Source organism: Candidatus Methylomirabilota bacterium (assembly GCA_027293415.1).
Lineage (GTDB): Bacteria > Methylomirabilota > Methylomirabilia > Methylomirabilales > CSP1-5 > CSP1-5.
Genome location: JAPUFX010000155.1, coordinates 1 through 12,313, shown reverse-complemented (window position 1 = coordinate 12,313; position 12,313 = coordinate 1). Strand labels below are relative to the sequence as shown.

The 12,313-nt window shown below is 55.3% G+C and carries 11 protein-coding genes; all 11 read left to right on the top strand.

Annotated elements, in window-relative coordinates; translation table 11 throughout:
- Window positions 1-73: 73 nt before the first annotated feature.
- Window positions 74-634 (top strand): hypothetical protein, encoded by a 561-nt coding sequence (locus O6929_11020; GenBank protein ID MCZ6480918.1) that lies wholly within the window; start codon window positions 74-76, stop codon window positions 632-634.
- Window positions 635-752: 118 nt separating this feature from the next.
- Window positions 753-944, top strand: coding sequence for a helix-turn-helix domain-containing protein (locus O6929_11015; protein MCZ6480917.1), 192 nt, complete (start codon window positions 753-755; stop codon window positions 942-944).
- 315 nt (window positions 945-1,259) lie between these two features.
- Window positions 1,260-3,626 carry a hypothetical protein gene (locus O6929_11010; GenBank protein ID MCZ6480916.1) on the top strand — a complete coding sequence of 789 codons (2,367 nt, stop codon included), beginning with the start codon at window positions 1,260-1,262 and terminating at the stop codon, window positions 3,624-3,626.
- Window positions 3,627-4,098: 472 nt separating this feature from the next.
- Window positions 4,099-4,782: a hypothetical protein gene (locus O6929_11005; protein ID MCZ6480915.1), complete on the top strand. Its 684-nt coding sequence runs from the start codon at window positions 4,099-4,101 to the stop codon at window positions 4,780-4,782.
- A 777-nt stretch (window positions 4,783-5,559) separates the two neighbouring features.
- Window positions 5,560-7,008, top strand: a complete 1,449-nt coding sequence (locus O6929_11000; protein MCZ6480914.1) for a hypothetical protein — start codon at window positions 5,560-5,562, stop codon at window positions 7,006-7,008.
- Window positions 7,009-7,169: 161 nt separating this feature from the next.
- Window positions 7,170-7,349: a hypothetical protein gene (locus O6929_10995; GenBank protein ID MCZ6480913.1), complete on the top strand. Its 180-nt coding sequence runs from the start codon at window positions 7,170-7,172 to the stop codon at window positions 7,347-7,349.
- 3 nt (window positions 7,350-7,352) lie between these two features.
- Window positions 7,353-7,907, top strand: coding sequence for a hypothetical protein (locus O6929_10990; protein MCZ6480912.1), 555 nt, complete (start codon window positions 7,353-7,355; stop codon window positions 7,905-7,907).
- 1,754 nt (window positions 7,908-9,661) lie between these two features.
- Window positions 9,662-10,339: a hypothetical protein gene (locus O6929_10985; GenBank protein ID MCZ6480911.1), complete on the top strand. Its 678-nt coding sequence runs from the start codon at window positions 9,662-9,664 to the stop codon at window positions 10,337-10,339.
- Window positions 10,336-11,034: a hypothetical protein gene (locus O6929_10980; GenBank protein MCZ6480910.1), complete on the top strand. Its 699-nt coding sequence runs from the start codon at window positions 10,336-10,338 to the stop codon at window positions 11,032-11,034. The genes O6929_10985 and O6929_10980 overlap by 4 nt, the downstream gene beginning before the upstream one ends.
- A gap of 136 nt (window positions 11,035-11,170) precedes the next feature.
- The gene (locus O6929_10975; protein ID MCZ6480909.1) at window positions 11,171-11,518 is read left to right on the top strand and encodes a thermonuclease family protein; all 348 of its coding nucleotides are present in this window, start codon (window positions 11,171-11,173) and stop codon (window positions 11,516-11,518) included.
- Window positions 11,515-12,096, top strand: coding sequence for a hypothetical protein (locus O6929_10970; GenBank protein MCZ6480908.1), 582 nt, complete (start codon window positions 11,515-11,517; stop codon window positions 12,094-12,096). Before O6929_10975 ends, O6929_10970 begins: the two co-directional genes overlap by 4 nt.
- Window positions 12,097-12,313: the final 217 nt, after the last annotated feature.

The following is a 12,313-nucleotide window of genomic DNA, read 5'->3' as shown; positions in this document are numbered from 1 at the left end:
TCCTGCCCCATCTCCGCCCCCACCTCCTAAGCCCTTCACCTTCACGACTGAGGTACTCCTCGGGTTTCTCCCCGTGGAGATCAAAGGTAGGAAGATAGTCCAGACAGCGACCAAGGAACTTATAGAGGACCGGAGGGACGCCCTAGAGTGGCAGCTTCGCCACATACCCGAGAAGGTGAATCGGGAGGCAATCCTTGCCGTCCTCACAAAGGCCGTCCTGGGGGAAATGCGAAACGTGCTCTCACCTGTTACCGTCGCCGCAGCGTGGGATCAATACGAGCAAACCCTGCCTCTTATTCGGAAACTGCTACGGCATCCCTACCTGTTAGATATTCTCGAGAGCAGCATCAAAGCTCGGCATGGGGAGCCTATCCCTTTACCGCCGCCGCGTCTTTTGCCTATGTTGCAAAGCGAGTCCCAACCTCTTAGCGTCCTCCGGGAAACCCTCACCCTGCTCTCAATCCCTCCACCGTGGCCGAAGCGCGGACGGGGAAGGCAGGCGCGGCCTTGGAAAGATACGGCCATGAAGGAACTGCTCGAGATCGGAGTGATTGCAAAGGCTACCCGCGTCGAACTCTTGCGAGCCGTGGGCGTCGAAAAAGACCCCGACGCTTATTATCCCGACGCCTCCTGATTTAAACCCCCTCCCTAAATAAGCTCCTACCCCCTGATTTAGCCCCCACCCCTAAATCAATCAATAATCTTTATTGACCCGCTAAGCCCCAAGGGACCGGACCCCTTATAGTCTCAGCATGGAAAAGCGATATTACCGCGATCACGAAATCGCAAAGATGCTCGACATTCACCCGAGACAGGCGCGGAAACTGGCGGCGCAGGGCAAGCTCCCCAGCGTGAAGATCGGAAAGACCGTGCGCTTTCCCATTCACGGAATCGAGGTTGCCCTCGAGCGAAACGAGAAAAAGCGGCGCAAGTCGAATGGATAAACCGCTCCGGGAATCGCCGTGCCACCGGTGCCTCGAAAGAATCAAGGCCGAACTGGGGTGGGCCTTTTCGGCAACCCTGGAACCTTTTGGAGGTCGAGACGCGCTTAACATTGATGCACTGGTTGCAGCGGCGGAAGCTCTCGAGATCATCTTGAGGAACCCGTGAAGCCTGCAAAAAACTACCCCTCCCGGCCTCGTTCAAATAAGGGGCCTATGCGCGTGGACCTCAAAAAAGTATCAGCTTCGGAAAGCTGCTTCGCCCTTGCACCGTCCAGGGATTCGATTATAGGAAATTGGGGATTGACCTTTGACCAAGTGCGGCCTTATCGCCTGGGTCTTTCCAATGGTAAACTCCTCCTCCCCTTCTTTTCTGATTCCGGCGAGATCGTAGGAGTCAAGGAAAGGAAACTTTCCACACCCCATGAAGATAAAGACCGTTATCAGTGGGGTACTCCTGGACGATCTCCGAGCTTGTATTTCCCGCCTGCCTACTCTGCCCCCGATGATAAAATCTTTCTCTGTGAGGGACAGTTAAAAAGTTTTGCCTTTTCCCTTGTCCTTGGTCGTCCGGTCCTCGCCTTATCGAATGGAGCCGCCGTCGGAGTCCCGGAAAAACACCCTTCGCTAAAAGATTCCAACATTCATTATCTAATGGACGATGACGCCGAGGGAAAAAAGACTCCCGCCCTCCTCGTGAAGCAGCTCAAAGGTCATGTGAAATCGTTAAAGGCGGTTGCATTTCCTTGGTCCGGGTATAAGTACCGAGGACAAGAGGCGACTGATATAAATGATCTCCTGCGGATTCTCCGGGAATGTCACGGCGAAGGGTTTACGCAAGCTCTCCCCGGAGTCGCGGCCCTGATTGAGCTTCTCTTTCTTACCAGTACAGACCTCCTCGCTCCACCGGAACCCGAGCCGTCGCAGGAGGAGGAGGCGGAGGGTCCAAGGCATCCGTACAGAGTGGACGAAGGCCGAACGGTTTACCTTAAGCGGGTCAAGGACGGAATCGTAGTCGAACCCTTGGCAAATTTTGTCGCTACGGTCGAAACAGAGGTCGAAGTTGACGATGGCTCCGGCGAAACCTCGAGGGCGTTTGAGATCGGCGGCGTCCTGGACAGCGGCCAACATCTTCCCTCTGTTCGGATTCCTGCTCCGCGATTTGGGCCGATGGCATGGGTTGCCGAATCGTGGGGACTCGCCCCCTGCATCATGGCTGGCATGGGGACCAAGGATAAATTGCGAGAGGCTATTCAGCATTTCAGCCCCCATCGGAATTATCGAAAAATCTTCACGCATACCGGCTGGACGATTCAGAATGGAGAATACACTTATCTCAGTCATGGCGGCGGAATCGGTAAGGATCATTTCGAGGTTGACTTGCCGCCCGAACTTATAAGGTATTGCATCCCTCGAGTCGCCACTGATCCAAAAGAAGCGATGCAGTTAAGCCTTGCGCTCATGGGCTTGGCCCCCTTATCAGTAACGATTCCCCTATGGGCTGCGGTGTGGAGAGCTATTCTCGCCCATGCCCTCCCGATTGATCTTACGCTTTGGTTGGAGGGCATCACGGGCAGCCTAAAATCAACCTTGGGTGCTCTGTTTCTCTGCCATTTCGGAAACTTTGACCGTACCCACCTTCCCGGAAATTGGCGGACCACCTCAAACGCCCTCGAAAAGCGAGCTTTCCTCCTGAAAGATTGCATCTTCGTGGTTGATGATTATTTTCCTTCGGTCCTGGACGCTCGGGAACTTGAACAGGTAGCGTCAAGGTTGATACGATCTCAGGGGAATCTTAGCGGACGGTCCAGGCTGCGGTCTGATTTGACCGAACGGCGAACGTACACCCCTCGAGGTTTCCTTATCAGTACCGGAGAACAGCACCCCCAAGGTCAGTCCCTCCTCGCCCGTATGCTGATCGTGGAGGTCGTCCGTCAAGAGATTGATCTCGGGAAACTTACCCAAGCCCAAGCCGCCGCAGAAAGATTGCCTCACGCTCTGAGTGGATTCATACACTGGTTGACGCCACAGATGCACACCCTCGCTCCGGCCCTGCGGGTGCAGTTTAGCCAGCTACGGGCCAAGGCCCAAGATCAATCCCATCATCTTCGGGTGCCGGAAGGGGTCGCCCATCTTTATCTTGGCCTTGCTTTTGGGTTGACGTATGCCCAAGAGGTCGGGGCGATCTCCCTCAGTGAGGTTGAGAGTCGCAAGGCCGAAGGGTGGCGAACACTGATTGAACTCGCTGAGACTCAGGCTCAGGCAGTGGAGCAGGAACAGCCCGTCCGCCGTTTCCTCGAGATCATTCACGCCCTTTTGATTCAGAAAGAAGGCGAGATTCTACATAAGCTCTCAGGGGTGCCGATAGGCAAGGGACCGTTACTCGGCTGGTACGATGCCGATTACCTGTATCTCAGTCCCGAGGCGGCTTTTCAGCGGGTCGCGGCCTTCGCTCGGTCTGGGGGCGAAGGTTTCCCCATCCGTCAGACCCGGCTCAGACTCGACTTGCAACGGGAGGGCGTTCTGGTTACCGCAACGGTTACCGCAACGGGCGAAAAGGCTACCGGTAGAGAGGCTGGACGCCTTACCTCAGTGATTAAGGTCGAGGGGAAATCTTATCGGGTTTTGTGCCTTCGAATCGCGCAAGTCGAGAAGATCATTGGAGCGAATGTCCTTGAGGCATAGTGGAGCGGTTACCAGAGTTACCGCTGCTACCGGTTTCCAGAGTAGAGAGGCACTTTAGTAAAGACCCATTCTTTAGTTGATGCTCTCTCTAGTCCCTGGCGCGGTAACAACGGTAACGGCGGTAACGGAGGAGGTCAAAGGTGAATCAGCTACCGCTTTTCGACGTTGCACCCCATCCGTTACCGAATCCTGGACCGTGCCCGAGGTGTGGGGTACAACGTAGGGATCAGCTTGGTATTTGTGTCGGAAGTGCTTTTGTATTTATCCTAGGGGGCAGTGAGGGGCAAGGAATGGGGTAAGGGGGAGCAGGACGATCCGGGTACTCGAGGCGCAATCCTGGACTCCCTTAATCTAGGCCGTTCGAGATCGTTACCGGTGTCCTGTACCGGTGGGCCGAAGCGGTAAGCTATGGACTCGAGGGGTGGTGAGGGATACGGCCTCCTCCCATGTGCAGGATATGGAGCGAATTAGCATGGCGAACAAGCCCAAAGTCCAGCGAACTCTTAACAAGGACGGGCGACCCCGCAAGAGCCGGAAGCCCAAGGCAGGCGTGGGGGCACCGTACGGGAACCAGAACGCTAGGGTGCATGGGCTGTGTGCGGCCTTCCGTTCTGCAAAGGGTGCGACTCCCTGGACCAAGGCCCTCAATCAGCGGCGGCTTAAGAACATGGCGGACCACGTTAAGGACCAAGGCCACGATAGCCTGTACGATCTCACCATGACGGAGCGCAACCTCCTCGAGATATTCACTGGGGAACTCGAGGCCGTTAAGGTGGCGATTGCCTATGTATTCTCGCAGCCCACCGTAGAGGACTTTCTCCGAGCTAGCGAACGGATATTCGGCGGACCCTTCTACCCCATCCTGCGAAAAGGTATTAGCGAAGGGGGAAAGACCTTGGGTTATGCCCGAATCCCGAAAGAGATTGATGGGGAGGAAATTGACCGGTTGCGGAGTCAATACGAGAAAACCAAGGGAGAGGCCGTCCCTGCCTCCAAGCCGAAACCTCAAACGGTGGTCGCCCTTCCGGTATCCGTTGAGTCCTCGAGTCCAGTGGAGGGCAACGTAGACGAATTATCCCGCGAGCAGGGTGCAACCTCGACTGAGAAGCCCCCTTTACAATCGGAATCAGAAAAGGAGGTTGACGGTGCAACCTGATTGCCCCCTCGGGCAGGCCGGACAATAAAGGAGGGGAAGCCCTCGGAAAAAAGAGTCGGCAGCTTGGCGGCGAACCTGGAAAGGGGCAAAGTAAACTAAAATAATCAGATCAAGTCCGAGTCGGAGTCGTTTTCCAGGGAGTGCCGGCCCCCAGAAACCGCCTACGGAGATGAGACTCGACTCGGAGCGGAGGGGAGACTTTGCCTCCTCTCCCGATAGGAGCGGGACGATAGCCTCGCTGCCTAAGCCTTGGCGACTATACCTCCAAGCGGTAGCCGGTGGACTCATACTATGGCAAACGTACCCGACTTCGCAGGTGTATTTATGCGAGGGCGAATTTGCGGACCTTTTACGAAAGCTCCCATTTGTCGAGGAGGGGGTAAGGCAGCGGTGCCGCGAGTGCCGCGCATACCTGAGACAAGGGAACACGAGGCGAACTCGCTGCGACCCGTGCCGCGAGCGAAGGTGGAAAAAAGCGATGGTCTGCGAAGGGTTGCTGGACTACCGCCTAACACCGGGAGTCATTCGATTGTTCTGGACCAAGGTAACTCGAAATGGCCGCGAGGGATGTTGGCACTGGACCGGGTACATGGAGAGCGGCTACCCGAGGCTTTGCACTGGGGGAACGGTGTTCACGGCGGCGCGAATTTCTTACGAATTACATTACGGCCCCATCCCGTTTCGGTTTATCGTGGTCCGCAAGTGCAGCGAGGTCCAGTGTGTGAAGCCCTCTCACCTCGAGGCGATGAAACGAAATCACGAGAGAGCTAGCTTATGATGGACTACCTTAAATTTATCCTCGCCTCGAAGATGGGAGAGGGACCGTTTCAGGGGCAACCCTTCGGCGCGGTGTGCGAGCCGTGGCAACGGGAAGATTATGAGGGGATGCTTGCCTATAAGTATTCTCTCCTCCTGCGTGGTCGCTCCCATGATAAGACCGGAGGACTCGCCCGACTCGCCCGAGCGCGACTGATTCTCTCGAAAGAGCGAGAACAAATTTTTGCCGTGGCCCGAGATCGGGACCAAATCGAAACCCTCAAAGAAGATATTGACCGCATGAATCTCGAGGACGCCCGTACCCGCACCCTCGTAAAATCCACCAAGGACGAGATCGTCCTCAAACATTCCCCGAAATCTCGAATCCGATTCTTACCCCACGATGCCCCCTCAGCGTATGGACTCCGGCCCTCTATGATTATCTGCGACGAAATGGCGACGTGGGCGAAGCCGGACTTATGGCGTGCTCTCTGGACGAGCAGCGGAAAAAATCCTCGCTGTACCGTGGCGATTATTAGTGTCCCTCCCCCCCTCGGGCTTGGGATTCTTTCGGAACTTATGGAATTAGCAAAAGACGATTCCGAATGGTTTTTCTCGTGGCGTCAAGGGGTGGTTGCCTCGTGGCTTGGTGCGGCATGGGTTGCCCAAATGGAAAAGAGTTTGAAAACCTCTCGCTCGTATTTCCTGCGGCAAATTCACGCGATACAAACTCCCGGCGATGGGGCGTGGTTGAACAGTACAGAGATCGAGGGCGTCTTTCAACCCATGCCCTCGGACCCTGCGGGAGAGGTCGCAATCGGCCTAGACGTTGGGTATGCTAAAGACCGAGCCTATGTGAGCGTGGTTATGAAAGACGAATCTTCCGGGATGTACTGCGTGAAACATTTATTGGGATGGGAGGCTCGCGGTGGTCAACGGGTTGACTTGCAAGAGGTAGAGCGTGAGATCATCGCGGCGGCCCACCATTACGGAGCGAAGGTCCATTACGATAGGACCGAGGCGGTCTATATGATGCAGCGGGTAAGTCAACCTCCCTATTGCGTACCAGTGGACGAATACACCCCTTCGGCAAGACGGCGGGAGGAGATATTTACTCGACTCCTGGACGTGATACGGCGGGGGCAATTACGATGCTTTCCCCATCCCGAATTTAGGAAAGAACTTTTCGGGCTAGTCTTAAAAGAAACGGTCCACGGTTTCCGGGTGGATCATCAAAGCTCAGGCCATGATGATGCAAGCGTAGCCACGGCCTTAGCAATCTCGGGCCTACCATTCGCCCCCCGAGGGGAGTATCTCCCCGAGGTTGCAGGCTCTCGAGATACAAGCGGCCTCCATAGGGGAGGCGATTGGAAAGGGCTACCGAGTGCGAGTGATTCCGGCCCTTCCGTAAATCGGATTGGAGGAGCGGACCAAGGGGCCGGGATTGATTGGGCAAGGTTGAAATGGTAAAGCCGCAGACGGCGGAGGAGTGAGCAGAGGTGGAAAAAAGTTTTGGGAAAGATTATTGTTTACCAGTGTACGGAAACGAGGAGTGCATCCCTGGACAAAAACAGAAAGACCAAAGTAGAAAGGAGATCGGAAAAATGAGCGGCCACAAAGTACAATATAGCATGGACGAGATTAAGACTCGGACGGACGCGGCATTTATGGTGCAGCGGTTAGCGAAAGAATACCAAGAGGAACACCCGGACGCCTCAGACCGGGACGCCCTGAGTGCCGTAGTGAATAACCGGGACCATGCGCGGCTCGTGGTGAAGTACCTAGACCACCCCTTACCAGTGGAGGGATAAGACATGGATTTAATACAGGCCGAGGAGGCAAGGTTACAGAAACTCGAGGGGCAGGCAGCGGAGGTCGGACGCCTGGACCTCAAGGACCAAGAGGAAGCTGAGGGGTTGCAAAAGGAACTCGACCAAAAGTTACGGGATGGTGAGTCAATCGCAGCGTGCCAAAAGATACAGGCTCACCTCGAGAGCATAGAGCAACGGCGGCGAGGTCGGGCGACCATTCGGGAAGGATTCGAGGAGCAAGCGAAGGTAACTCGCACCCGGATTGCCGAACTCGAGAAAGAGCGATTTATAGGCGTCGTACCGCAACGGGTGGCGGCAATCAATAAGGTGGCGGCTGCCCTCACCCATGACCTTATGGCACGGCTTGAGCAATTCGCCCGAGACGTGAAGGAAACCGTCCTGGACCCGGCGCAGGTGCTTCAGGGAGAAAGCCGAAAGCACGCCGTGCGTGACATAAGAGAACACCGGATGGCTTTCCGTCTACGAGCCTTTGTGGTGGAATGGGGAGGGCAAGGCCGCAAGATTTTGGAGGATATACACCGAGAGGCGCAGCGGTGAAAGTGCGGTGTAGCTATTGCGGGAAATTCCTGCCCCCGGAAGCGATAGACTGGCCCAGTGGGGCGTGCTACTGCAGCCCTGAATGTAAAAAGCAAAGCGGTTCGCGGTAGCCTAAAAACACCACGAGCGTCGAGTTGCCCCGACGCCCGTGGGATGTTTCTGGTGTGCACCCGAAAATGGGTCGTTCGAAATTCGCCCCCCCGTCAGGGGATACTAACTCCCGTGCTAAACTGGTTCGCTCCCGGGTCGCAAGGTGGGCTTATAAATACAAAATTCAGGAAACCAAGATTGGTCCCTTGGGGGAAGGCAAAATCACCCCCCCCGCCCGCAGCCACAGCGGTCATTGGTCCGTCAAAGTCACCGTCCTCGTCTGTCGTAACAAAGCCGATGGGTTGGTTGTCAAAGCCTACTACACAGGTCATGCCGGGACCCTGGAACCGGGTAGAGAGAAAGCACCGTTTAGTGTGAAGTTGCCAACAAATATCTGATATTCTGCAAATGGGGCAGCTCCTTTTAGCTCAACCTCAACATCTCCCTGATCATCGATCCTCACTTCACCACTTTCAAGAGGATCGGTCGCGGCGTTCTGACAGGCATCATTAGGTGCTCCAGCACGGTCTGCACATCGGATGACGCTTACCCAACCGCTTTAATGATCATTGCGTCTGGAGCACCTGGCGCGCAGGCTTTTTATGGAGGGGGGCGAATAGATGCCGGACAAGCATTGTATTGCTGCGTCAGTCCTCTTGGAGGCTCTGAGAGATGCAGAATTTCAGATACAGACACTCACTAAGCAAAAGTATATCGTTTGTATGTGACGTGGCTTAATCATGGCCTTTCCTTCCTGTGATGCGGAGTTTGCCTCCGTTTAGGTCGGGACCTTGTTCGTCGCTTACGCTTCTGTCGCCATCTCATTCGGTCCACTCCTTTGGTTTCTTATAGTCTTCTTCTGGCCAGCAGGTATTACCACACATCACGCCGTCCCCCGTGGAACTATGTCAAAGCGCTCTACGTAATTGCGTGTTTTCCAGCGATTGTGCCTGTGGTGGGCCGGGGGGATTGCTATGGTTACCCCGATCCATTTGGTACTACCTAGGGGAGATTACCGGTCCCCCTTATCGGTGGTTCACCCACGCGACAACGCGAAGGGTCGCGGGGATACCTTTATACGAAACAGACCTATCCAATGTCAACCGAAAACCTGACGTAGATCATAAAAAAGCCTCACTAAGGCCTAAAAGAGTGCGACAGTTTGACATAGCCGGGATAAGTTGCCAATTTTGCCGATTTTCTGCGTTCTATAAAACAGCACGGGGTGCGGGAGGCGCAGTTGACTAAAGGAGGGGCTGATCTTGACACCCCTCGCCCCTTGGGGGATACTCAAGCCCCCTACGGCTCCCCGCAGCCATTGAACGTATGAAACCGGGGCGATCAATGCCCTACAGCCCACCACCGGCACTATCGACGGCGCACCACACATTCAGACGCCTTCTCGGGCGGAGCATGGCCCGGAGGGCGTTTTGCTTTTCAAGGGGAGCAGGAGAATTAGTAGAGACCCACACTACTTACCGACCTGCTTCGCGACTCACTTGCACAAGGGCGGCTACGACCCTGAACCGTCCAAGTTCTACTGCCTCACAAGGACCTGACCATAACGACGATTTACAGCCATTTCTTGAACCACCGACAAGGACCGCTGAGATGCAGCCCGAATTGCGGCACTTGGCCGGTCCATTGGAATAGGATCAAAGAGCATGGCTTCAAAGTCCCAAAGCCCGCGTGTCACCTTCGCTCTCCTGGCTGACGGCCACAAGGTGGGAGAACGCGGCAAGGTCGACTGCTTCGGCATCTTCAACAACCTTGGCGTCTGGGCGGTACCAGCGCGGCGTGAGTGCTCAGTCGCTTTTGGGATCAAGGACATCCCGAAGGGCGAGTTGATAGTGAGCTTCTGGCTTAGACACAAAGGGCAAAGGCCGAGGCCATTGGCAAAGGGTGTCCTCACCGTCGATTCTTCGGCCCACGCCGCAAGCTTCGCAAATCGAATTCCCCTCGTAATCAAAAGCTTTAGAGCGCATGACGTCGGAGTTTGCATCGGCACTAAAATTCGAGGGAGAAACGTGCTTTGGACCCCGCTACTAATAGTCGAGCTTCCATGGCCGGCATTGCCAAAGGGCAGTCGTTTGCAGAGGGTGCTTCGCGACCCACAGAGTCTGAAGGCTGCCAGGGCCGTGCTGAAGTGCGTCAAATGCGATAACGAATACATATTCCAGGCAAACCTTGATCCAAACATGTCGATAGATGAAGTGGCGCGGCCGTTTCCTCCAGATGGCAAGTTCAAATGTCCAGAGTGCGGCACGGTTCATCACTTAAGGGATATTCAAGGTCAGGCGCTCGCTCACCTCGCTCAAACCGCGGAGGCGGGAGCCAAGTGAACTTCGCGCCGTATCATCGATTCGCCCGATGCAACGCGCTAGAGCGGCTCATCACTTCCTTGCGGCAACAGGGCGCAGTTCCCGATGACGTCTTCGAGGGATTTCAGCGATATCACTACTCGCTTGTCCACAAGCTTCGGTCAGCGCGGTACCATGTGGACACCATGAGGGACTATCTCGGTGCACAGCAGACCCAACCGACAGCTTCACAGGACGTTGTATATCGCGTCAACTACCATTTTGACGGGTTTACTCACGTTGTCGGAAGTGCGATGGATATCTTCGCGCGTGAAGCCATGACATACTTCGGCTTGACGCTGCCGGACAACGCATATTTCAACACGGCCCATAGTGAAATCGCTTCAGCGCGTCCAGGCGATCCGATCCTCGCGTTAATTGACACGCCAGCTTGGCGATCCGAATTCTCCGACTACCGCAACACTGCTACTCATGAGAGCATCGTCACCACGAGGTTTCAGATTGAATATGAAGTCCTGGGCCACGATGAGTCCAGACGAATGGTTTTCCCGTTGCCGGATGATCCGCGAGCCGTGCTGGCCGGGCGTACATTCCAGCGCAATCCAAACGTCGTTCAGTACTGCGAAATGACCTTTACACGGGTCTTAAGACTTTTCAACGTCGCGTATCAACATCTATGTCGGCGCATACAGGCGGCGGGTCGCCTTCCCATATAGGAGACTCGTCCTCAAGGCGGAAGCTGTCTAACAAGCGCATGCAGCTGGCGCATATAGACCGTTCCGTGATTTACATGCACGAGGCCCTACTGGTTGAGGTCGTCCGGGTCATCGACGGCGACACCATCCAGGTCTACTGCGTTTTCGGAGACCGCGTGAAGGTCCGTTATATCGGTGTCGACACCCCCGAGACTCATCACCCAATGAGGGGGGTCGAACCCTACGGCATGGAGCGGCAGAGGCTAACCGGAAGCTGGTGGATGGAAAGACCGTCCGGCTAGAGTTCGATGTGCAGCAAGTGGACCGCTACAAGCGGCTGTTGGCTTACGTTTATTTGGAGGATGACACCTTCGTCAACGCTTGGCTGGTGGAGCATGGATATGCACAGGTGATGACCGTGCCGCCGAATGTGAAGCATCAAGCGTTGTTTCTGAAGCTCCAACGGGAGGCGAGGGAGGCTGGACGGGGGTTGTGGGATAGATGAAGGAATACGGAGCAGAAGGAGAAGTGATAATGGCTAGGTTGATAGCCCTGACTGTGGCAGTCGTGGTGAGCCTGTGTGTCGCGCCAAAGTTAATTGAAGCGCAGGAGGATAGGCGTGAAAGTCTCAGAGGACTCGTGGGAGTTGGTGTTGTGGTCGAGAAGCTTCGTCACTACGCCGAGCGAGAAGGCCTGACTACGTATAGTCTACAAACAATTGTGGAATTCCGGCTCCGACAAGCAGGTATTCGCGTCGGGAGAGATAAGGAAAGGTGGAAGATGCCAGGCTCACCGTACCTCTACCTGAACGTCAATGCGTTAAAGAGCGATGTTACTGATGTCTATGCCGTTTCGATGAGGTTAGAACTCAAGGAAATGGTCCGACCTGACCGGGACCCGACCGTGAAACAATTCGCAGTAACTTGGATGGCGTTGCCAACAGTTGCAATTGTTCCCGCACGTGACTTACACCTGGTACGTGAATCCGTGAAAGAGATGGTAGACGAGTTTATCAACGCCTACCTGGCAGCCAATCCGAAAAAAGAGAGGCTTTCGCCGCAGTATATCCCGCCACGTCGCTGAGTGTGAAAGCAGGGACAGTAAGGAGGAAGTGATGAACAATCCAACGATGGAAACCCTGGCACGACGGGTGGACCGGGTGGAGCGGGAGAATCGGCGATTGAAGATGGCGCGACGAAGCAGGACAGCTAACCCAGGCTCGAGATGAAAGAGGAAATCTATAAAGGTCACCGCATTAAAGCACGCTCAGTAGAGTATCGATCAGGGGGATGGCCAGCGG